Source organism: Streptomyces broussonetiae (assembly GCF_009796285.1).
GTDB classification, from domain to species: domain Bacteria; phylum Actinomycetota; class Actinomycetes; order Streptomycetales; family Streptomycetaceae; genus Streptomyces; species Streptomyces broussonetiae.
Map to the genome: position 1 here is coordinate 9,196,309 of NZ_CP047020.1, position 21,102 is coordinate 9,217,410.

Below are 21,102 nucleotides of genomic sequence, written 5' to 3' on the forward strand. Positions count from 1 at the left end.
ATTCCGCAACCCCGCGAACGAAGGAACCCGCAATGGCATCCACTTCCGTGACCCGCGTCGTTCAGGCCGGCCCCGAGGAGGTCTGGAACCTGATCGGAGGCTTCCACTCCCTGCCCGACTGGCTGCCCTTCATCTCCGAGAGCGTCTGCGAACAGGGAGGCCGCACCCGCCGCCTGACCAACGTGGACGGCGAGGTGATCATCGAGCAGCTGACGGCGTACGACCTGCAGGCGCGCTCCTACAGCTACACCTTCCTGCAGGCCCCGTTCCCGGTCACCGGCTATCTCGCCACCCTCCGCGTCCACGCCCTGCCCGGTAGGCCGGACGCCGCCGAGGTCCAGTGGAGCGGGCGCTTCGTCCCCGAGGGCGTGAGCGACGAGGAGGCCGAAGGCCTCTTCACCGGGGTATACCGGGACGGCCTCGATGCCCTGGCCGCGGCGATCGGGACACGATGACCGGCGGACGGTGACGGGTCCGGACCCTGGCAGGCGGAATACCGGACGATCAGGACCGACTTGCGGTGCACGCCTCCCACCATGGCCAGGAAGCCGGGCACCTCCGCGTACTGCGCCAGCGGCAGGGACTTGAAGCCCTCGAACGCCTCACCGATCTCGTCGTTCCGCTGCACGCCCATCGTGCTGTCCTCCCCGTGTGGTGCGTCCTGTCCAACGGACCTCCTTGTTCCCCGGGGCGGCCCTCGGCACTACAGCAGGCCGATGTTGGTGAGTGGGACGTTCCAGTCGTTGGCCTCGATACGTCCCCGGCCGTCCCGGGCCGCGGCCGGCAGTGCGAACGACATCAGCCCGACAACGACAACGGCCAGGACGGTGACGACTCGACGCTTCACGGTTCCTCCTCGACGACGACAGCACCGACCACCCTGCTCCGTGCCGGTGGCCCGCGTCCGCCCAGCCACGCCGCCCAGCCTGCGGATTCAGCCGCACGGTGGTGGCATCGCTCGCGCTGGGCTGCCGGCACGGGCCGCCGTGTCCGTCGCCCCCTGCCCGGTGCGATCAACAGCAGAGTCACAGGCGTAGTTCCCGGGCCTGATCCAGTGCCTTCCGGTATGCCGGTTGCTCCAACGTCTGCGCCGGCCGGACCACCGCGCCCGCCGCAAGGCCACAGGCCGACCCGAACGCAGGTGGCGGCAACGGACCTTTCCGGCACGGTGCTCGACGCGCTCCGCCAGGCGCCGGCCACGTGAGCCGTTCCCGCGAGCAACGTCTCATGCCGCGGCTAGGCAAGGGTGTTGATCCTGGTGCGCACCTTGTTCACGATCATGGCCGGGAGGGTCGCGTAGCCCTCGAAGCTCAGGTCCTGCTGGCCTGTCATGCCGGCGATGTAGGTCAGGAATGCCTTGGTGGCGGGCCATGTCGCCGGTTTGTTGCCCTTGTCGCAGACGATCTCGTACGTGACCATGTCGATCGGGTAGGCACTCGGGGCTCTGGTCGCGTAGTCGAGTTTGAGCACCAGGTCGCCGTCGGCGTTCATGGGGGTGGAGCCGGCGATCGCTTTGGAGGCCGTGAGGACGCTGGCGTCGACCGGGGCGGGGGCTCCGGTGGCGATCGAGGCCGTGGGGACGTTACGGGCGAGGGCATGGGTCAGTTCGACGTAGCCGATGGCGCCCGGGGTCTTCTTCACCTGTTCGGCGACGCCCGAGGAGCCCTTGGCGGACTGGCCTCCCCCGGCCGTCCACACCTTGTTGTGCCCGTGGGGCCAGGTACCGGGTGCGGCCGTGCTCAGGTAGGACGTGAAGTTGTCCGTCGTGCCGGAGGAGTCGGAACGGTGTGTTGCCCGGATCGGCGTCGACGGCAGCGTGGTACCGGGGTTGAGCTTCGCGATCGCAGGATCGTTCCACTTGGTGATCTGCGTGTCGAAGATCCTGGCCAGCGCGGGGGCGTCCAGCACGAGTCTGCTGACTCCCGGCAGGTTGAAGGCGATCGCGATCGGGCCACCGACCATCGGCAGGTGGATGGCCCGGCCACCGTCTGCGCAGACGCTCTCGGACCGGCCGATCTGAGCGGTGCTCAGTGCGGAGTCGGAACCCGCGAAGGCGGTCTTGCCCGTGAGGAAATCACTCTGGCCGGCACCGGATCCGTTGGCTTCGTAGGTGATCCGGGTACCGGGACAGGCCCGCATGTAGTTCTTGATCCAGAACTTCATCGCGAATTCCTGCGCGGTGGAGCCGGACGCCGGCACGGTGGCCGCATTGCCGCAGGTGATGCCGCCGGCACCGGTGGCGGCGGGCGAGGCGGGACTGGGCGACCTGCCGGCGGGCCGGGAGCTGCCGCTCGAGCCGCAGGCCGTCAGGAGCAGGGCGCTGGAGACAATCGCCGTACCGACCGCCGGGCTGCGCAGCCCACGCTTTGGCTGAAGCACTCTTCGGCTCTCCTTCCGGTGGACCGGCAGTAGGCGGTCCGGAACATGGGGGGGCGGGGCTGTGCGGTCCTGCGGCCTGTGGGGAGCGATGCCTGAGGGGCAGGTGACAGGGCCGTTCACACCCCCTGTGATGACTATAAGTAATCGATCGGATGTGATCCGTGACATTCGTCGGGCTCGGGTACGGATGCGGACACGTGGGACGACCGCGCAGCCACGTGCCGGTGCCCCGCCGGGCGCACGCGTCAGCAGCCCCTACGCCTTCCCCTTCGCGGGCACGCACCGCAGGGCGACGCCCGCTGCCACCAGATAGGCGAGGGCGCCCACCGCCATGGCGATGCGCAGCCCGACGCCGTAATCGCTGCCCGTGGCGAGCAGACTGCCGCCCAGCGCCACGCCGGTGGCGCTGCCGATCTGGCGGGTGGTGTTGAACAGGGCGGAGGCGGCCCCCGAGTACTCCGGGGGCGCGGCGGCCATCACCGTGGCGGTCGAGCCGGTGAGGGCGAAGGAGGTGCCGAAGCCGGCCGCCATCATCGGAGCCACCAGCACCGTGTAGGCGGCATCGGCCCCCGCCACCGCCCATCCGGCCAGCCCCAGCGCCGCCAGCAGCATCCCGGAGACGACCAGCGGACGGTCCCCGGTACGGCGGGACAGCCGCCCGGACACTACGGAGGCGAACATGGTCACCGCCACCGCCGGGAACAGCGCCGCCCCGGCCGCCAGGGCGCTGAAGCCCCGTCGGTGCTGGAAGTACAGGCTGGCGGTGAACACCATGCCGTAGAAGCCGAAGTTGAACAGCAGGCCGATGGCGGCTCCGCCGCTCATCGTGCGGGAGCGCAACAACGACAGGGGCAGCGCGGGTGAGCGCGCCCACCTCTCGCGTACGAGGAACGCGCCCGCGGCCACCAACGCCAGCGTCAGTCCGCCGAGGACGGCGGGATCGGACCAGCCGCGGCGCCCCGCCTCGTTGAGCGCGGCAGTGAGCAGGGCCACCGCCGCGACCACCGCGCACTGTGCCGGCCAGTCCGGGGAGCGGGCGGCGTGTCGCGGAGAGGGAGCCACGTGCCGCAACGTGAGCAGCAGGCACACCAATCCGACGGGCAGATTGATGAGGAAGACCGACCGCCAGCCCACCGTCGTGACCAGCAGCCCGCCCAGCAGCGGTCCGGCGGAGGCGGCGACGCCGGCCATCGAGCCCCACAGGCCGAAGGCCCACGCGCGGGCCGCCGGCGCCGGAAAGGACTGCTGGAGCAGGGCGAGCGAACCCGGCACGATCAACGCCGCGCCGAGCCCCTCCACCAGCCGGGCCGCCACCAGGGCGGAAGCGCTGGGTGCGAACGCGCACCCGGCCGACGCCAGCGTGAACACCACCACGCCCCAGCAGAAGACGAGCCGGTTGCCCAGCCGGTCGCCGAGCGCGCCGCCGGTCATCAGGAACCCGGCCAGAACCAGGGTGTACCCGTCCGTGATCCACTGGATGCCGGTGAGTGAAGCCGACAGGTCCCGGCCCACCACGGGCGCCGCGACGTTGATGATCGTCACGTCCAGGATCACCATGAAGTACCCCGTGCACACCGCCAGCAGCGGTGCCGGGGAACGCCGTCCGGGACGCAGGGCGGGCTCGGCGGCGGGTACGGGCGATCCGGTCACGACGGCGTCGTCGGGGGCACCGCTCTCCGGCCCCAGGCGGTCAGCATGCCGGGCGACAGCCCGGCGAACTGCGGCGACTCAAGACACTGCTTCGCCTCGTCGATCCCGGCTTCGTCCACCAGCCCGGTGCCCACCATGGCGGCGCGCGCCCGGTCCCAGGTCCCGGCCCAGAACCGGCTCATGGGACTTCCGGGCACCAGGGGAGGCACATGGATCTCGGCGGCCACCGCCTCCAGCCCGGCGGCGACCATCAGCCGGGGACAGCTCGGCACCCACGAGACATCCGTGCCGATCGTCTCCCGCAGCCCGCGCCACATCGCCCGCATGGCCGTCGTGTACGGCGTCCGGGGTGCGCCCTCGGTCGTCAGGTCCACGGCGTCGCTGAGCACGAGGACGCCTCCGGGTACGAGCAGCGCGGCGAGCCGCTCCACCATGCGGGCGGGGGACGGCAGGTGCATCAGCAGGAACCGGGCGTGAACGAGGTCGAAGAGACCGGGAGAGAAGCCGGGGCCGCTCGCGTCGGCCTCGAGCGCGGTCAGTCCGGCGACGGGTTCGGCGGCGAGGAACCGGATGTCCCGGTCCACCGCCACGACCTCGGCCACGCCCGCCTCGCGCAGCAGCTGCCGGGCCACTGTCCCGGTGCCCGCACCCACGTCCAGACAGCGCATCCCCGGGCCGACGCCGAGCTGCTGGAGGCGAGCGAACGTCGTGGCGTCGTAGACGAGCGCCCCGAGGTCGACCCGCGCCGCCTCCCCCTCGTCCTGGGGGCGGAACAGACACTCCCCGTAGAGTCCCGGCCCCGCCGGCCCGGAGGGGAGCCGGCCGCCGGCTTCCTGCGTCACTTCTCCATCTTGGCGGCAGCGAGCGGGCCCTACACCTCGGAGCCACGGCGCCACGCGTGGATGCAGCTCAACCCCTTCGACGGGCGCATCGGCTCTGCCCCCGCCTCGGACGGCATCCGCTGAGACGTCTTCGTAACCTCTTCGGCGAGCGACGCCGTACCCCGGCTGGCAGGATCAGGGCGTGTCCGTCATGAGCAAGCTGCAGATCAAGACCGGCCAGAGCATCGCGGTCCTGGGCAAGCCCGACGACGTCGATCTGGACTTCGAGGCCCCGGGCGACGCGGCCTCGGCCGATGCGGTGCTCGTCTTCGTGACCCGTTCCGGCGACCTTCTCGGGGCGGGCGCACAGGCGGCGCTTGCCACCGCGCGGCGCGATGCGCTCGCCTGGGTGGCTTATCCCAAGGGCGGCAAGCTCGGAACGGATCTGAATCGCGACACCCTGGCCGCAGCGCTGTCCGAGCGGGGCGTGCGTCCTGTGCGGCAGATCGCCGTCGACGACACCTGGTCGGCGCTCCGGTTCCGCCCGGGCGACTGACCGGGCGCAGACGATCCGGCTGAGCAGGCGCTCAACCGGAACGCCCACGGACCGCACCGCACCCCACACCGTCGGTGGCGCGGCTCCTCCCGGTCTCAGCGCAGGTCGATGACCGTGCGGAGCTTGCCGCTGGTCGGCGTGCGCTCGAAGGCCTCCCTCCCTACGCTCTGCACGGCGAGGTCCAGCAGGCCCTCCGCCACAGCTGAGGCCACCTCCTGGACCTCGGCGGTGAGCGCGGTGCGTGTGGCCTCGGGGTCGGGGGCGTACTGGTCGTCGAGCCGGACCGTCAGCACCTCCCGGTCGGTGCCGGATGCCACCGACAGCTGCACCTCGCCGTGATACGCGAGCCGCTCCTCCAACACCCGTACGATGCGCCGGTAGTTGACGAAGTAGGTGGCCACGCGCACCACGTCCCCGTAGCGCCCGAGCAGTTCCAGACGAGGCACGGTGCTGCCGCACGCACAGGTGCCCTGCACCGCACGTCCCAGGTCACCGATCTCGTAGCGCTCCAGGCGCTGGCCGGACCGGGCGCGGGAGGTGAACACCAGCCGTCCCGGTTCGCCCGGGTCCACCGGCCGGTCCTCCCGCGGATCCAGGATCTCCAGCGTGTGCAGGTCGGTCAGCACATGGTGGACCGTGCCCCCGGAAGACGCGCACTGGTAGCCCAGCGGACCGAGATCGGTGCTGCCATAGGCCGCGGAACGGATCACCGTCACCCCGAATTCCTCGGTGAGCACCCTGCGCTGTTCGGCGGTGAAGTGCTCGCCGCCGTAGAAGATCTTGCGGATGCCGCCGTAGGCGCGCAGCCGGTCGGCCTCGGCGTGGAGCAGCTGCCACAGATAGGACGGCATACCGAAGAGGGTGTCGGCCCGGTGGGCGACCAGTGCCTCGGCGACCATGGCGTGGTCGGGGCCCGCGGCCACCGGGAACTGGGTGGCGTTCAGCCGTTCCAGGATGGAGAAGAAGCTGATGAAGCTTCCGTACATGCCGCCGCTGTAGAAGAGGTTGGCCGCCCGGTCCCGAGCCGGGTCGAAGCCGGCCGCGAGCAGCCCGTCCGCTGCGGCGCGCATCTGGTTGTCGTAGTCGTCGCAGGTGAACACCGACAGCGCGGGAGTGCCCGTGGAGCCCCCGCTGCGGAAGTACAGGTGCGCGTGGCGCGGCTCCAGGGCGGCGAGCGCACGCTGCACGCCCTCCTTGCCCAGGAGCGGCGCGTCCGGCGCGGGCGGCAGCGGCGGCGGCGCCACCAGGTCGTCCAGACACGGCACCGTACGGAAGTCCGTGTCCGTGGCGCGCACGCTGACCCTGCGGCTGTAGCGCTGCAACGCGTAGACGCCGTCGTGCGGTTCGCCCTCGTAGCTCTCCAGCATGGAGCCGACCGGGGTGACGCGGGTGACGCCCGCGGCGAACATCGCGCGGGAGAGTTCGGCCACGTCCGCGCGGTCGCCGCCGATCGCCGCGGTCTGCAGGTAGCGGCGCATGGGCCGCAGGGTCGCGGCGATCGCGTGCCGGGGGAGCGGCTTGACCCGGATGCTGCGGTGCAGCGGCGAGGCCTCGAGCGCGGGGCGTGCATCGGCCAGGACCCGCCAGGAGCCTTCCTCGGCCGCGAACACACGGGTGAGGCCCAGGTGTTGCTCGAGCCGGGCGAGCTGCTGCACCGTGGTGATCTCCGCCTGCTCCGCAGGACCCGGTGCAGGCGCGGGGTGGGTGTCGGACACCTTTGCCAGGCGTTCGGCGAACCGGCCGGCGAACGCGAAGAGTTCCTCGGTGTCCTCGGTGTCGAAATACACCACCTGCGGGCTGGAACAGGCCTGCTGCTCGAACCGGCAGACGTCTTCGGCGAGCGCGTCGAGCACGCCGTCCTCTGCCCCGGCCTGCCGGGTCAGGTAGGCGAAGGAGATCCGGTGGCCCCACTCGACCACCCGGCAGCCGGGCCGGGCCAGTTCGCCCGCCGCGCGCACCGCGTCCTCACCGCCCCACACCGCGATCGCGTCGGCCGGCCCGCAGAGCGCCTCAAGCCATTCGCGGCGCGCAGAGGGGAAACGCAGGGCCACCACGCGCTCGGCCATCAGCCCGGACGGGTCGGCCGCACCGAGCGCGGCGAGCACATCGAGGGCGACGGCCGAATCGGAGCTGCTGGTCTTGAGCACGTTGAGGTTGCCGGCCAGCAGCCCCTCCACGACGCTCAGCGGTGCCACGGCCGCGGCATTGCCCGGCGCGATGTGCACCAGCAGACCGACGGGCGCCCAGGCCTCGTACACCGTCTCGCGGGCGTCCGGCCGGGTGAGCCGTTCCGGGCGCAGTCCGCCCAGCTCCCGCCGCAGCTTGCGCTCCAGCGCCTCCCGGGTGAGCGCCGTCGCCAGCTCGGCCAGCACGGTCGGGGCCTCGTCGGCGGGCAGCTGCCCGGCCAGCCGCCCGTACAGGTCGGAGCCGGGATCGGCCAGGTCACGGCTGACCACGGCACAGGCGCCGAGCACCACCTCGGTGGGCAGGGGACGGGTCAGGACCTGTCCGGCCAGCTCGGGCAGGGCGGTGAGCCGCCGACCGGCCTCGGCGTCGTCGACAAACTCGCCCTGCCAGAGGTGGAGTACGGAGGTGATCACGACATTCCCTTCATCAGTTCGGCGGCGGCGACCGCGCAGCTGCGGTTGCGGCTCACCCCGGCACGGCCGTGCACGGTGAACCAGTCGGTGGACAGCGGGCAGGGACACTCCTCGCCGGGGTGCAGCGACGCGAGGTCGCCCATCACCACGCTCTGCGCGGGCACCGAGGTGATGTAGGGGCTGACCAGGTGCAGGAAGCCACGCTCGCCGTACGGCAGGGGGCGCAGCGTCCCGGTGTCCCGGACGGCCGCCCGCGACCACACCGGCACATGCAGCCGGTGCTGGGCGCACTCGACGTACGGCACACAGTGCTCGACGGAGCCGAAGGTGTCGCGGACCCGGTCGCCCGGGATTCCGAGGCGGTCGGTGACCTCGGCGTAGAAGGCGTCCTTGCCGATCTGCCGGTCGGCGTGGCCCTTCCAGCCGCCGCCGAGCACCACCAGCGATCCCTCGGGCAGCCGCAGCGGCGCCAGCCCCATCGCCCGCATCCGCTCCAGGGTGAAGTACAGGAACGCGGGGAAGCCCAGGATACGGACCGGCACGTCGTCCTCGGCGTAGCGCTGGAGCGCCGCGATGCAGCCGTGCACGTCGAACTCGTGGCCGGTGCCGGTGTGCCGCAGGGCGTGCGTGGTGTGCCGGGCCGGGGCGAAGTCGCACAGATAGTTGTCGGTGAACGATGTGCCCAGCTGGAGAGCCGGAGCGGGTTCGTAGCTGTACAGCAGGTAGTTCACCGGCTGTTCGGGGGTGATCCAGCCGTAGTGGTCGAAGATCCGGGCCACCATGCGCTGCGCCGAGCGGATGGTCCACTCGTCGAAGAACATCTGCGACTTCTGACCGGTGGTGCCCGATGAGGTCAGGTGGAGGAAGACCTCGTCGCGCGGGATCGAGAGCAACTCGTGCCGTTTGAAGAAGGCGGCGGGTACCAGCGGGGTGCGCACGCCGTCGCCGACCGTGGGAGCGGGGGCCTCGGCCGGGTCCTCGAGCAGGGCGGCGAAGAAGGGGGAACGGCCGGCGTGCCAGGCGTTCGCCTCCGCCATGGCCGAGGCGAACAGCGCGTCGGTGCCGGGGCCGTCGGCGTACGGCTCCGCCAGGTCGCACAGGCGCTGTACGTGGCCGAGTGCCGCCGGGTCGGGGACCTCGACGGGAGCGAGATGGGGTTTCATCGGGAGACCTCGTGAAGGGGCAGGTAGGTGGTGGTCCAGGCACTCAGGTAGGCACCGAGGTACGGCTGGAGCAGCGGGCTGACGGCGGTGGTGCGGAAGTCGATCTGCCGGCTGGTGCGCGAGAGCACGACGTAGTCGTGGAGCCGGTCGTCGATGCGGCGCATCGCGGGGTAGACCGCGCTCGGTACGAACCCCGAGGCGAGGAAGACCTCCAGCGCCTCGGTGTCGGCCAGCGGCAGCAGCGTCTCGACGTAGTCGGCACCGGCCCGCGTGACCGTCGCGATCACCGCCTCCAGGGTTCCCGCCACCACGGACGGGCGCGGATGCACCGCGACCAGTGCGCAACTGCCCGCCAGGGGATCGAGGTCGGCGTACGCCTCGAAGCGGCCGTCGGCGGCCACCAGGACCGCGTTGGGCGTGTGCAGCGGGAAGAAGCGGTCGTCGGCCGCGGGGAACAGCTCCAGGAAACGGCGCCGTACGAAGGCCGGGGCCGCGATCAGCTCGATCGGTTCGGCGTCGGCGACAGGCGGGGCCGCGAGCGGCTCGCTCGGTTCGGCGCCGACGGCCGTCGTACCGCTCCAGGGCGCGGGGCGGGTCCGGGGGTGGTCGATGCCGACGCCGCGGCAGGCGGCGGAGAGCAGCGCCGACAGCCGCTCGGGCACGTTCAGCACGGGTTCGCGGCGCTCGAGCACACCGTCGGCGTAGCGGGCGAACAGTGCGAGCGTCTCGCAGCCCTCGACCTCGACGGCGTTAGGCAGCAGGCCGAGCGGCCGAAATCCGTTGCGTACGACGACCTGCTGCGGCCCTTCGGTGACCAGGCGGACGGTGGCGTACACGGAGTCCAGCAGACCGGTGGCGAAGGCTTCGTCGCAGACCGCCCCGGTCAGCCGGGAGGCCAGGCCCCCGCCGCGATGGCCGGGGTGCACGGCGAGGCCGACCAGTTTGCCGATGCGGCTGCCCGGCTCGGTCAGGACGACCGCGGAACCGACCAGCGCACCGCCGACGGGGGCGCGGGCGGTGAGCCAGTGCGCGGTGCCGTCGGTGATCAGCCGGCGCATGACCACCGGGTCGCTGCCGAGCGGCACCGGGTAGCCGTGCCCGTACACCTCGAAGTACAACTGCCGCAGCTCTGCGATGTCCTGGACGGACGCGGAGGAGAGGACCGCGGTCACGAGGCCTCTCCCGCCGGTACCGGCGCCGGTGCGTCCGCCCCGGGCTGTTCGGCGGTGCTTGCCCGCGAGCCGAGCCACCACAGCGCCAGCGCGACCGGAACGAGTCCGGCGCCCTGCGTCAGGCACAGCGTTCCGGCCGTCAGGTGGTCGCCCAGTGCGCCGAACACGAGTGAGGACACCGGGAACGTGGCGCCCAGCACGGCCTGCATGACCGCGAAGAAGGCCGGTTTGTCGGCAGCGGGCACCAACCGCTGGAACAGCGCCACGAACCGTACGCCGATCACGCCGACGCACCACCCGGCCACCGCCATCGAAGCGAGGGCGACCGCATGTCCGGGGAACAGGCCCGGCAGACCGAGGGCCGCGGCCATCACGGTCAGACACGCGCTGCCGACCGTGACAGGGCGGCCGGGCAGGCGCCCGCCCGTGAACGAACCCAGCAGGGCGCCCGCACCGAGCGCCGTCTCCAGTGAGGCGACGGTCGAGCCGGTCGCGTGCAGTACCTGACGGGTGTACAGCGGCATCACGACGTACACGGCGGTGGTGAAGACGTTGGCGGCGGCGAAGCAGACCAGTACCCGGCGGATGAACGGCAGACCGGCCAGTACCCGGCGCAGCGTGCGCCGCTCGGGCGCCGGGCCGTCCCCGGGCCCCTGGTGCGGAAAACGTGTGGACCCGATCAGCAGGGCCGCGAGCAGATAGGCGGCGCCGCAGGTGGCGGCGACGCCCGCCAGGGCGCCCGCGTCGACCACGAGGGGGCCGAGCAGTCCGCCGCACAGCCCGGCGACGGACTGGGTGGACAGTTCGAAGCCGGTGGCCGCCTCGATGTCGGCGTCCTCCACGAGTTCCGGCACCGACGTGGTCAGGCAGGGATCGAAGACCGCCTGACAGCCGGCCAGCACCAGCCCCACCGCGTAGGCAACGGCCATGGGCAGCGCCTCGGCGCGGGCCAGGACGGCCGCTGTCACGGCCACCACGCCCGCCACCGTCGCCGCGCTCGCCAGCACCGTGCGGTGGGCGTACCGAACGACGATGCGGGCGATCACCGGGGCGAGCGCCACCGCGGGCAGGGTGCTCACCATGAGGAACAGCCCCGAGTCGAGTCCGCGGTGCGCACCGCCCGCGAACCCGACGAGCCACCAGACCGCGCCGACCTGGAACATGCGGCTCGCCGCCTGGGTGAGGAGCTGACCCGCCCAGACCCTGCCGAAGGACGGATTGCGCACGACGAGCGGCAGCCGCCGGGCGGGCGCAGCCGCCGCGCTCACGAGTGCGGCCTTTCGTCGACGACCCGGATGAGCTTGCCCGAGCGGGAGTTGACCGCGAGATCCTGGTGCCGCACCCAGTCGACATCGACGGGGTTCACGTGCCCGGAGGCGGTCGCGCTCGCGTAGAAGGGCCGCTCGGCGAGGAGCGCCGCCACGACGGCCTTCCCCAGCGCGGCGGACGCGTTGTCGGGGTCGGCGACCGCGAGTCGCAGCACCAGGCCGTCGCGGCCGTCCCTGCGCCGCACCACGAGCTGCAGGCCGGTCACTTCGCCACGGGTGTCGGCGGCCGTGACGACGGCGTGGACGTCCTCGGTGTGGAGCGAGACGGGGCCGACCCGCACGCCTTCCTCGGCACGCCCGAGGATGCGGAACACACCTGAGTCCCGGTCCACCCACTCGGCCCGGTCGCCCGCCGGATAGCGGAGCACGGGCATGAGTCGTCTGCGCAGATCGGTGACGACCAGCCGCCCCGGAAGGCCATTGCCGGCAACGGGTTCGTCCGTGTCGTCGCACAGGATCTCGACCACCGTGTGCGGTGTGAACGTGCGGTGCACACGCGGATCCCCGCCGGGCACGGCCTCGCCGAGCAGCCCCGCGTCGACGCTCGCGTATCCCAGGGAGCGTGGCTCTGCGTTCGGGAACGCCTCGCGGAGCAGCGGGAGTTGGTCTCCGAAGAGGCATTCCCCGCCGAAGAGGAGCAGTTCCGCCTCCGGCAGGGTCCGGCCTGCGGCGGCCAGGCGTTCGGCGAGCGAGCACAGTGTGGTCGGTGTGCCGGCGACGACCTGGACCCGGAACTCCTCCAAGGTCGCCGCGGTGGACTCCCAGGGCGTCGCGCCGCCGATGGGCAGGCGGACGTTGGCGACGGGGGAGCGGTGCAGGGAGTCGAGGACGAAGCTGAAACTCGCGTACAGGTCGCCCGCGTAGAAGAGGTCCGCCACCCGGTGGCCGGGCTGCAGCCCGGCGCGGACGAGCCCGGCCCCGAACGCGGCGGTGAATTCACGCCATTCGGTGCGGGTGTAGTAGGAGAACTTGGGCGAGCCGGTGGTTCCGCCGCTGCGGAATACGACCGCTTCGGTCAGGGGGGCGGTCAACAGCCGGTTGTCGCGGGGCGCGTTGGACCGCCAGAAATCGGCCTGGGGTACCACCGGGAGATCGGTGAGACGAGTCGCGTGGTCGTCAAGGTGAGCGTAGAGCTCGCGGTAGAAAGGTGAGTGCTGCCGAACGAAACGTATGAGTTCCGCGATGGGTTGAACGGGCATCAATTCCTGCTCGAAGGCGTGGACCGCCGGCACGGGAAAGCCGGCGAGGTGCGACGGAATGAGCCCACTGGCGTGGGCTTCTGCGCTGAAGGTGTGAGTGGACGGACGCTCGTGACGAGCTGGCGTCCGGAGACGAGTTTATCTCACCATTCGGAATGGGCTTGCGCCAACTGGCCGCCCGTGCAAGGGGTTTTGCTGCCATGCGGACGGGCCATGGAGAACCCCGGTTCCCGGGAGATCGGAGATGGTGGTCACATCCAACGTGTCACCTATAACCACTCTTTGAGGGTTACTCAAGGAAACCTTATGGAAAGCCGGTTCCGGACAATTCTTTTCATGGCTTGAAAGCGACTCCACCCGCTCCGAAGATCTGATCCGAAGAAGGGGAAGAACCAGGGACCGGCGTGTACGGCGAGCGGGGTGCGCCCCGGCGCTCGGCTGCCGAGCACGGCGACGTCGTACGTCACCGGGGTGGTGGTCCCCGGGGCCGACCAGGATTCCCCGTCGAAGAAGTGTTATCCGGGGCGCGTCGAGGGGTCTCCCAGGTATCGGACACAATCGTGCGGTCTCGAGGACAGGAAGCATGGGTATGAGCACGCAGGACGCGATGGAGACGGCGGCGCTGGTCACGGCCGCCCGAGAAGGCGACACACAGGCACAGGACGCCTTGGTCAACGCGTACCTCACCCTGGTCTACAACATCGTGGGCCGGGCCCTGAACGGCTCGGTGGATGTGGACGACGTGGTGCAGGAGACCATGTTGCGGGCCCTGGACGGACTGGGCGGACTGCGTACTCCCGAGCGTTTCCGGTCCTGGCTGGTGGCCATCGCGATGAACCAGGTCCGGGAGCACCGGCAGCGTCGGCTTTTTGCCGCGGGCGGGGTGGAGGAGGCCGAGGACCTGGCCGATCCGGGTGCCGACTTCGTCGATCTGACCGTCGTCCGGCTCCAGCTCACGGGGCAGCGCCTGGAGACGGCGCGCGCGACACGCTGGCTGGAGCCCGACGACCAGGAACTGCTGTCCCTGTGGTGGCTGGAGTGCGCCGGTGAGCTGACGCGGGCCGAGGTCGCTGCGGCCCTGGACCTCTCGTCCCAGCACGCCGCGGTGCGGGTCCAGCGGATGAAGGCACAGCTGGAGGCGGCGCGCGTGGTGGTGCGGGCGCTCGACGCCCGGCCGCTGTGCGAGGAGCTACGGACCGTGCTGGCTTCCTGGGACGGCAGGCCCTCGGCGCTGTGGCGCAAGCGAATAGCCCGGCACGCGCGCGGCTGCACGCGCTGCAGTGGGTTGTGGAGCGGACTGATGCCCGCCGAGGGGCTGCTGGCCGGTCTGGCACTGATCGCGGCCTCACCCGCGCTGCTCGCCATGGTCTCTTCTGATGCGGGAAAGCTTGCCCCGGCTGGTGCCGTGGCACCGCTCGACGCCCCGGCGGGTGGCGCGGCACCGGACTCCGGCACCGGGCGGCGCGCCGCACGGGGTCGGGCCGGCTCGCGCACCCAGTCCCGGCGGCGGCGCCGGATACGCCGACGGGCCGTCGGCGGCGCCGTCGTCGCGGCCTGCGTGGCGGGAGGCGGCCTGTGGTACTTCGGAACCGACGCCGGTACGAGCGCCGACCGCGCGAACGCCGACCGAAGTGCGGCGGTCCCCGTCCTGGACCTCTCCACTCCCAGCGCCGAGGGCGGATCGCCGTCGTCCTCGCCGTCCCCGTCCCCGTCGCCCTCCGCGACGAAGCGGAAGAAGGCGAACTCCGCCAAGCCGGCGAGCCCGGCCGAGAAGAACACTCCCGCAGCCTCGACCTCCTCGCGCAGGACTCCCGCAGCGGCGGGCACACCGCTGGCTCAGCCGGATCCGAGCGACGTCGCCGGTCAGGTCGTCGCGCTGGTCAACAAGGAACGGTCAGGCGCAGGCTGCGGTCCGCTCACCGAGGACCCGCAACTGCAAACGGCGGCCCAGGGCCACTCCGACGACATGGCCGCACGCCACTTCTTCGACCACACCAACCCGGACGGCGCGGACCCCGGGCAGCGCATCACCGCCGCCGGCTACCACTGGTCCACATACGGCGAGAACATCGCCCAGGGCCAGCAGACCGCCGCAGCCGTCATGCAGTCCTGGATGAACAGCCCCGGCCACCGGGCGAACATCCTGAACTGCGCCTTCAAGGACATCGGCGTGGGCGTCCACAAGGGCGCGGGCGGTCCCTGGTGGACGCAGGACTTCGGCGCCAAGATGTGACGCGGCTTCGAGCGACGTCGCCGGGGCGGCGGAGCTGTTGTCGAAGAACTCACCGCTGGTGGTCGCGCCGCCGGGTGGTCGGCGGTCGTGGCGGGGCGGTCGGCGGGCGCGCCACGGACCTCCCGGTGTCCGCGTCCGGCGCAGGCCGGCCGGCGCCGAGTGCGATGAGGAGGCGGGTGCAACGGGCTGTCATCTCGGCCGCGCGCCCTGGGGCCGCACCTGGAGAACCAACTGCGGCCGCACGCGCTGACATTGCGTCCTTTCCTGCAGTCCTTCGAGTCCTCGACGCTGGGCGGCTGGCTCGCCACACGCGCCGGCGGCCACTACGCGACGCTGTACACGCAGAGTGCTGCTCCCTGCGCCCTGCCCCCGGCGACCGCCGTGGAAACCTGCCTCACAAGCCGAACAGTCGCGCGGCGTTGTCGTGGCAGACGTCGCGGAGCCACTGGTCCCCGAGTTCCAGACGCTCCAGGGCCTCGAGCTGATGGATGTAGGGATAGGGGATGTTGGGGAAGTCGGTGCCGAGGAGGATCCGGTCGCCGAGGCCGGCCAGACGTGGCAGCGCACGCCGTGGGAACGGCTCGAGCCGCTCGGCGAAGTCGGTGAACACCATCGTGGTGTCGAGCCTCAGCTCCTGGTACCGCTCGGCGAGGCCGAGGAAATCCTCGTACTCGGGCATTCCCATGTGCGCGATGACCAGGCGCAGCCGGGGGTGCCGGGCGAGCACGCGTCCGACCGGTTCGGGTCCGGTGTGCTTGCCCGGCACGGGTCCCGAGCCGCAGTGGATCACGATGGGGACTTCGGCCTCGGCCAACAGTCCCCACACGGAGTCGAGCACCTCGTCGGCGGGGTCGTAGGCCCCCACCTGCACGTGTGCCTTGAAGACCCGCGTGCCTGCCTCGATTGCCTCCCGGACGTAGGACTCGACGCCCGCCTCGGGGAAGAGGGTCGAGGTGTGCAGGGAGTCGGGTGTCCGGTGCGCGAAGCCGGCGGCCCAGCCGTTGAGCCACTCGGCCATGCCCGCCTTGTGGGGATAGAGCATCGATGTGAAGGCGCGGACCCCGAAATCCCGGATGGTGGCGAGTCGTTCGGCCTCTTCGGTGCGGTAGGTGATGGGCCATATGAGGTCGTCGTTCGTGGCGCCGAGGGAGTCGAAGTAGCTCCAGACCTTGCGCAGCACGCGCTCAGGCATGAAGTGGGTGTGGATGTCGACGAGTCCTGGCAGCCCCAGCCGCTGCCAGAACCGGCGGACCTCGGCTGCCTCGCTCGCCGACTCATCTGCTCGCTTCATCTGCCCTCGCGAAATCGTGGTGGTGCTCCACAACCATGGCGCACTTGAAGTACCTCAGATGCCCCACGGTGCCTGGGCGGATCTTGTATCACACCGGGCCCGGCAGCGCTTGAGGGCGAACAGGCACAGCAGGATCGACCCGATCTAGGTCGTGGTGATGGCGTTGAGTACCCGAGGGATGATGCGTTCGCGGACGGCGGCGGCCGGGGCGCCGTGAATGATTTCCAGCACCGTGATTCCCTCGTGCATCGCGGTGACCAGCATCGCGATGTCACGGCCGTCGTGCGGGGCGGCCTCGTGCAGCAGGCCGGTGAGGATCTGGGCCATGCCGGCGATGAGGCGTCCTCGCGGGGCGCCAGCTCGACGGCGATGTCGGGATTGCGGTCGGCATGGAGCGTGAACTCCATGGAGGTGAGGAACCATTGTTCGTCGTCGCGGCGGTGGGTGGCGAGCAACTCCAGGACCCGCCGGCCCGGACGTCCACCATCGGTGTCGTGGTGTGCGGCCGGGGCTTCGTCGGCGACTTGGGCATGGTGTACCTGTTCAGACCTTCGCGTAGTCGTCGTAGAACCCTGCGCCGCTCTTCACGCCGAGACGGCCACTGCTGATGTAACCACGCAGCAGCGTACGGGGGCCCTACGGGTACTCGGGGTGTGAGGCCGCGTAGTGTTCCTCGATGTCGAGTACGACGTCCAGACCGACCTGGTCCATCATCCGGAACGGCCCGTGCTTGAGCCCCGTGTTGACGCGGAACGTCCCGTGTCGACGTCCTGCGGTGTGGACACTCCCTCCGCGACGATTTCGAGGCACTCGCGCTTCACGGCGGCCCACACCCGGTTGAAGATGAACCCGGTGCTCTCCTTGTGGGCCTCGAAGGGAGACACCCCGAACTCGGCGAGTGTGGTCGGCACGAAGTCCAGCACGTCGCGGTCGGTCTTGCCGCAGGACATCACGTCGACGGCGTTCTGCGCGGGCGGCATGTAGAAGTGAATGTTGAGCACGCGTTCGGGATGCCGGACGTGGTCGAGGAAGTTACTGCTGGCGTGGGACGAGGAGTTGCTCGCGAGGATCGCGTCGGTGGGGGCGATCGCGTCCGGGGCTCCGAAGATTTGCTTCTTCAGCTCGAGCCGTTCCGGGACCGCCTCGATGACCAGCCACGCGTCCCGGACCGCTTCGGTGAGAACCGCCACGGCGACCACGGTTCCCGGCGTGTCGTTCTCGAGGCGACCGGCGACCACGGCGAGGTTCTGTTCGACATGGGCGACTGCCACCTCACCCTGCGACTCGGACGGGTCGTAGATCCGCACGGCGCCACCACGGGTCGCGAACATCAGGGCCATGCGACGGCCGAGTGTCCCGGCGCCGATCACGGCCACCGGGCGGGATGCGTAGCCGGCAGGCACGGTGAAGCTCCCAGCACTCACTCCTTCGACAGGGCTCCGTCGCGACCTTCACGGCGGAGCGATGGGGGAGTCGACTCCCTCGGAGATGTGCACCTCCAAAACGAGTACAACCTGTATCCGATACAGGCTGTACGCGTCTGGTCGGTGGATGGGTCGCCGGGAGCAGGAGAGGGAGATGTGCAACCCGCACGGGGTCTGCGGTGACCACGTCGATCGGCCGTGCCGGCCACACCGTGTCCAGGTGCATGACATGCCGGGGCGCCCGAGGCGGAGGCGGCCGACCTGCCCGTGCCTCCTGTGCCGCCCGGCGTGGCGGTCAAGGTCTCGTCGTCACTTGGTGAAGACGAGGCAGACGTTGTGTCCGCCGAACCCGAACGAGTTGGCCAGCGCGGCGGACCACTGACCGGTGCGCCGCCCACCGCGCACCACGTCCAGTTCCACGCGCGGGTCGAGTTCGTCGAGGTTGCGCGTGGCCGGCACGGTGCCGTCCTTGAGTGCGAACAGAGCGGCCATGGCGCCAACCGTTCCGGACGCACCCATCATGTGACCTGTCATCGACTTCGTCGCCGTCACCGCAGCGTGGCCTCCGATCACCCGGCCGATCGCCTCGGCCTCCGCCAGGTCACCGGACTCCGTAGAGGTGGCGTGGGCGTGCACGACCCCGATGTCGGCCGGGGCCAGGCCGGCGTCACGCAGCGCCAGTTCCATCGCGAAGGCCTGACCTTCCGCGTCCGAGGCCGTGATGTGGTTCGCGCTCGAACTCACGGCACTGCCGGCCAGCGTGCCGTAGGCACGCGCTCCACGGGCCCGGGCGAACTCGGCGCGTTCGAGCACCATCATCCCCGCGCCCTCGCCCATGACGAACCCGGACCGCTTGACGTCGAACGGGCAGGACACGGTCTCTGGATCCACGGACTGTGTCGACAGGGCCTTCATCTGGGCGAATGCCGCGATGGTGAAGGGGTGCAGGCAGGCCTCCACCCCACCTGCGACGACCAGGTCCGCCCGCCCGCTGCGGATCAGATCCTGCCCCAGGGCGAGGGCCTCGGCCCCGGACGCGCAGGCACTCACCGGAGTCCTGGCGCCTCCCTTCGCGCCCAGATCCATGCTCACCCAGGCGGCCGGCCCGTTGGGCATCAGCATGGGGACCGCGAACGGCGACAGCCGGCGAATCCCGGCGCGTTCGAAGACGTCGTCCTGCCCCAGAGTGCTGAGGACACCACCGGTCCCCGTACCGATGACGACGGCGAATCGTTCCGGCTCGACCTGTGGAGCGCCGGCGTCCTGCCAGGCTTCGCGCGCACTGAGGATGGCGACCTGCTCGCCGCGGTCCAGCTTCCTGGCCTCGGTCCTCGGAAGCAGGGAGGCAGGGTCCGTCGTGAGTCCGGCCGCAACGTGCACGGGCAGGTCCGCGGCCCACTCCTCGTCCAGGAAACGCACCCCCGACTTACCGTCCAGCAGCCCCGACCACGACGACGGCGCATCGGCTCCCAGCGGCGTCATCGCACCGACGCCCGTCACCAGTACATGACCGTTACGGGTCACGCGACCCTCCTTGAATTGTTAAGACGCCACATAGCGCCCGACTTGCCTTGATGGAGATCATCTCAGTGTTCAGAACGGAGATCAGGGTTTGAGTTGATCGATTCGGAAGCAAGGAATTGTCACATCTCTACAATTTGCGAGATTGAAGTAGTGGTGTCGCAGGAGCTGGCGACTGCTGAGGGAGGGCGGTGATCGGGCGGCCCGGACACCGGTGGCGCCCACAGGGGGGAAGGTCGCGCGGCCGGCGCCGGAGCCTTTGTGCGCGGCCGCTGTGACGTAGGCATCAGTGCTGTCGCGGCATGTTCCACGCCGCCCACGCCTTTCCCCTTTTTTCGGCCTCGCTACTGCGGTCATGCGATCCGGGACCGGGTCGTGCGCAAGATCGCGGCAATGCGGTCGCGGGGGTCGAGCGGAAATGCGTGAAGTGCATCACTGAGGGGTCGTGCGAAATGGTGCATTCTGCTCGATATGCATTATTCCTTCCCTGGTCGGCCCGGCGGACACGCAGCGATGGCACCAGCACCGCGAGCCTGGACGGCAGTACTGCGAGGGATCGGTACGATCCGCGCGAGCAGCGATGACCACGTCCTGCGCCATGGTGTGAAGAGTCTGATCGCAGCGGCGCTCACGTGGCAGCTCATCGCCTTGTGGCTGCCGGGGCAGCAACAGTTCCTGGGTGTGGCCGTTGCGTTGGTCATGGCCAATGAGTCCACGGTGTACAGCTCGGTGGTCCATGCTGCGCGCCGGGTGGCGGTCCAGGTGTCGGGAGTGGCGCTGGCTGTCGTCACCGCCTGGTTGCTGGGGGCCACCGCGGGAGCGGTCGTGGCCGTCCTGACGGTGGTGCTGCTCACCGGTGGGCGCCGCAACGGCGAGGACCGGCTCCAGGTCGCATCGACCGCGGTGATCACCCTGACGGCTGCCGCGGCGGCTCCGGTCGGACATGTGGTGTCCCCGACGATCTCCACCCTTACCGGTGCTGTGGTGGGAGTTGCGGTAAACGCCCTGGTCCTTCCACCGACGTACCTCAGCGAATCCGACGCCGCCGTGCGCACTCTGGCCCGCAGCATGGGCACGCTGCTGCAGGACATGGGTCGTGGCCTGGGGGAAGGACGGTCTCAGAGCCACGGGCACATCTGGCTGGAGCGGGTGCGAAATCTGGAGCAGCAGGTAGTGGAAGCTCGCGACGAGGTGCAGAGGGCAGCCGAGAGCCTGCGCTGGAACGCCCGGGCCGCGCACCGGCATCACATGTTCCCGGTCTACGAATGTGCCTTGGAGGTCCTCCACACGGCGTCGTACCGGGTGCGGGGCATCGCCGTGACTCTGGCGGAGAACATCGACCAGGAGGTGGACCACGGCCTGGGGCAGGGCTTCGCTGTCAGATACGGGGAGTCGCTCGTGTTGGCGGGACAGATGTTCACCACACATGCCGCTGTAGGGCCGGAGGCCGGTTCGGCTCGGGCCGACGCCCGAAGGCAGTTGCGTAAAACGATCGATCACGTGCTGACCTGGCATGCCGAGGTGACCGATCTGATCGAGCAGGGGGCACTGGGCAAGCTGGATGCCTGGCATGTCTACGGATCGCTCGTCGCCGACATCGAGCATCTCCTTGCCGAGCTGGACGGCATCAGGCCGCCGTCCCGAAAGGCCGAGGCGGAGGCAGGACCGGCCGGGATCGGCGAGGTCTGCAACGCATTCAGTGGGTGATCCGACGGTGATACGGCGACTCTGAGACGGCCTGTCGGCCAGGTTCTCGGAGGCCGGC

Annotated in this window: 18 protein-coding genes and 1 pseudogene; 5 read left to right on the top strand and 14 right to left on the bottom strand. The window is 70.5% G+C overall.

Annotated features, from left to right (window positions below; all coding sequences use genetic code 11):
• Positions 1 to 32: 32 nt before the first annotated feature.
• Entirely contained in the window at positions 33 to 455 is a 423-nt protein-coding gene (locus GQF42_RS41900; protein WP_158928830.1) for an SRPBCC family protein, read from the top strand.
• Positions 456 to 703: 248 nt separating this feature from the next.
• Here the strand turns inward: GQF42_RS41900 and GQF42_RS41905 are convergent, their stop codons facing one another.
• The 4 genes from GQF42_RS41905 to GQF42_RS41920 form a co-directional block, all read right to left on the bottom strand.
• Positions 704 to 847: a hypothetical protein gene (locus tag GQF42_RS41905; RefSeq protein WP_158928831.1), complete on the bottom strand. Its 144-nt coding sequence runs from the start codon at positions 845 to 847 to the stop codon at positions 704 to 706.
• A gap of 389 nt (positions 848 to 1,236) precedes the next feature.
• Positions 1,237 to 2,379 (bottom strand): phosphate ABC transporter substrate-binding protein PstS, encoded by a 1,143-nt coding sequence (gene pstS / locus GQF42_RS41910; RefSeq protein ID WP_233273672.1) that lies wholly within the window; start codon positions 2,377 to 2,379, stop codon positions 1,237 to 1,239.
• 255 nt (positions 2,380 to 2,634) lie between these two features.
• Complete coding sequence (locus tag GQF42_RS41915; protein ID WP_267906162.1) at positions 2,635 to 4,029, bottom strand: MFS transporter; 1,395 nt, start codon at positions 4,027 to 4,029, stop codon at positions 2,635 to 2,637.
• Positions 4,026 to 4,871 (bottom strand): class I SAM-dependent methyltransferase, encoded by an 846-nt coding sequence (locus GQF42_RS41920; protein ID WP_158928835.1) that lies wholly within the window; start codon positions 4,869 to 4,871, stop codon positions 4,026 to 4,028. Before GQF42_RS41920 ends, GQF42_RS41915 begins: the two co-directional genes overlap by 4 nt.
• Positions 4,872 to 5,061: 190 nt before the next feature.
• Here GQF42_RS41920 and GQF42_RS41925 point away from each other — a divergent pair, with 190 nt between their 5' ends.
• Entirely contained in the window at positions 5,062 to 5,406 is a 345-nt protein-coding gene (locus tag GQF42_RS41925; protein WP_158928836.1) for a hypothetical protein, read from the top strand.
• 95 nt (positions 5,407 to 5,501) lie between these two features.
• Here GQF42_RS41925 and GQF42_RS41930 read toward each other — a convergent pair whose 3' ends face one another.
• Genes GQF42_RS41930 through GQF42_RS41950 form a run of 5 tightly spaced genes read right to left on the bottom strand, consistent with a single transcriptional unit; the run spans position 5,502 to position 12,868 of the window.
• A complete protein-coding gene (locus tag GQF42_RS41930) occupies positions 5,502 to 8,006 on the bottom strand; it encodes an acyl-CoA reductase (RefSeq protein WP_233273673.1) in 2,505 nt (834 codons plus the stop codon).
• A complete protein-coding gene (locus GQF42_RS41935; protein WP_158928838.1) occupies positions 8,003 to 9,169 on the bottom strand; it encodes a LuxE/PaaK family acyltransferase in 1,167 nt (388 codons plus the stop codon). The genes GQF42_RS41930 and GQF42_RS41935 overlap by 4 nt, the downstream gene beginning before the upstream one ends.
• The gene (locus GQF42_RS41940; protein ID WP_158928840.1) at positions 9,166 to 10,341 is read right to left on the bottom strand and encodes a GNAT family N-acetyltransferase; all 1,176 of its coding nucleotides are present in this window, start codon (positions 10,339 to 10,341) and stop codon (positions 9,166 to 9,168) included. The genes GQF42_RS41935 and GQF42_RS41940 overlap by 4 nt, the downstream gene beginning before the upstream one ends.
• Positions 10,338 to 11,609 (bottom strand): MFS transporter, encoded by a 1,272-nt coding sequence (locus GQF42_RS41945; protein ID WP_158928842.1) that lies wholly within the window; start codon positions 11,607 to 11,609, stop codon positions 10,338 to 10,340. The genes GQF42_RS41940 and GQF42_RS41945 overlap by 4 nt, the downstream gene beginning before the upstream one ends.
• Positions 11,606 to 12,868 carry a phenylacetate--CoA ligase family protein gene (locus GQF42_RS41950; protein ID WP_158928844.1) on the bottom strand — a complete coding sequence of 421 codons (1,263 nt, stop codon included), beginning with the start codon at positions 12,866 to 12,868 and terminating at the stop codon, positions 11,606 to 11,608. The genes GQF42_RS41945 and GQF42_RS41950 overlap by 4 nt, the downstream gene beginning before the upstream one ends.
• Positions 12,869 to 13,457: 589 nt before the next feature.
• On the opposite strand from GQF42_RS41950, the gene GQF42_RS41955 reads away from it, so the two are divergent.
• Both GQF42_RS41955 and GQF42_RS41960 read left to right on the top strand, forming a co-directional pair.
• The gene (locus GQF42_RS41955) at positions 13,458 to 15,101 is read left to right on the top strand and encodes a sigma-70 family RNA polymerase sigma factor (protein ID WP_158928846.1); all 1,644 of its coding nucleotides are present in this window, start codon (positions 13,458 to 13,460) and stop codon (positions 15,099 to 15,101) included.
• Between the two features lie 204 nt (positions 15,102 to 15,305).
• Positions 15,306 to 15,443, top strand: a pseudogene (locus tag GQF42_RS41960) (FAD-binding protein); the annotation flags it as partial.
• A gap of 52 nt (positions 15,444 to 15,495) precedes the next feature.
• Here the strand turns inward: GQF42_RS41960 and GQF42_RS41965 are convergent.
• From GQF42_RS41965 to GQF42_RS41980, 5 genes are all read right to left on the bottom strand, one after another.
• Entirely contained in the window at positions 15,496 to 16,392 is an 897-nt protein-coding gene (locus GQF42_RS41965) for an amidohydrolase family protein (protein WP_158928848.1), read from the bottom strand.
• A 144-nt stretch (positions 16,393 to 16,536) separates the two neighbouring features.
• Entirely contained in the window at positions 16,537 to 16,719 is a 183-nt protein-coding gene (locus GQF42_RS41970) for a hypothetical protein (RefSeq protein ID WP_158928850.1), read from the bottom strand.
• Positions 16,720 to 17,028: 309 nt separating this feature from the next.
• Positions 17,029 to 17,106, bottom strand: coding sequence for a hypothetical protein (locus GQF42_RS47870; protein ID WP_407699542.1), 78 nt, complete (start codon positions 17,104 to 17,106; stop codon positions 17,029 to 17,031).
• Positions 17,103 to 17,795: a 3-hydroxyacyl-CoA dehydrogenase family protein gene (locus GQF42_RS41975; RefSeq protein ID WP_233273674.1), complete on the bottom strand. Its 693-nt coding sequence runs from the start codon at positions 17,793 to 17,795 to the stop codon at positions 17,103 to 17,105. Before GQF42_RS41975 ends, GQF42_RS47870 begins: the two co-directional genes overlap by 4 nt.
• 330 nt (positions 17,796 to 18,125) lie before the next feature.
• Positions 18,126 to 19,340: a beta-ketoacyl-[acyl-carrier-protein] synthase family protein gene (locus tag GQF42_RS41980; protein ID WP_267906163.1), complete on the bottom strand. Its 1,215-nt coding sequence runs from the start codon at positions 19,338 to 19,340 to the stop codon at positions 18,126 to 18,128.
• Positions 19,341 to 19,850: 510 nt separating this feature from the next.
• Between GQF42_RS41980 and GQF42_RS41985 the strand changes: the two genes are divergently transcribed.
• Positions 19,851 to 21,044 (top strand): FUSC family protein, encoded by a 1,194-nt coding sequence (locus GQF42_RS41985; protein WP_158928852.1) that lies wholly within the window; start codon positions 19,851 to 19,853, stop codon positions 21,042 to 21,044.
• Positions 21,045 to 21,102: the final 58 nt, after the last annotated feature.

Coding starts and splice junctions, on each gene's coding strand:
- GQF42_RS41900 (WP_158928830.1), top strand. CDS start 33: ATGGCATCCACTTCCGTGACCCGCGTCGTTCAGGCCGGCCCCGAGGAG.
- GQF42_RS41925 (WP_158928836.1), top strand. CDS start 5,062: ATGAGCAAGCTGCAGATCAAGACCGGCCAGAGCATCGCGGTCCTGGGC.
- GQF42_RS41935 (WP_158928838.1), bottom strand. CDS start 9,169: ATGAAACCCCATCTCGCTCCCGTCGAGGTCCCCGACCCGGCGGCACTC.
- GQF42_RS41950 (WP_158928844.1), bottom strand. CDS start 12,868: ATGCCCGTTCAACCCATCGCGGAACTCATACGTTTCGTTCGGCAGCAC.
- GQF42_RS41955 (WP_158928846.1), top strand. CDS start 13,458: ATGAGCACGCAGGACGCGATGGAGACGGCGGCGCTGGTCACGGCCGCC.
- GQF42_RS41965 (WP_158928848.1), bottom strand. CDS start 16,392: ATGAAGCGAGCAGATGAGTCGGCGAGCGAGGCAGCCGAGGTCCGCCGG.
- GQF42_RS41970 (WP_158928850.1), bottom strand. CDS start 16,719: ATGGCCCAGATCCTCACCGGCCTGCTGCACGAGGCCGCCCCGCACGAC.
- GQF42_RS47870 (WP_407699542.1), bottom strand. CDS start 17,106: ATGATGGACCAGGTCGGTCTGGACGTCGTACTCGACATCGAGGAACAC.
- GQF42_RS41985 (WP_158928852.1), top strand. CDS start 19,851: ATGGCACCAGCACCGCGAGCCTGGACGGCAGTACTGCGAGGGATCGGT.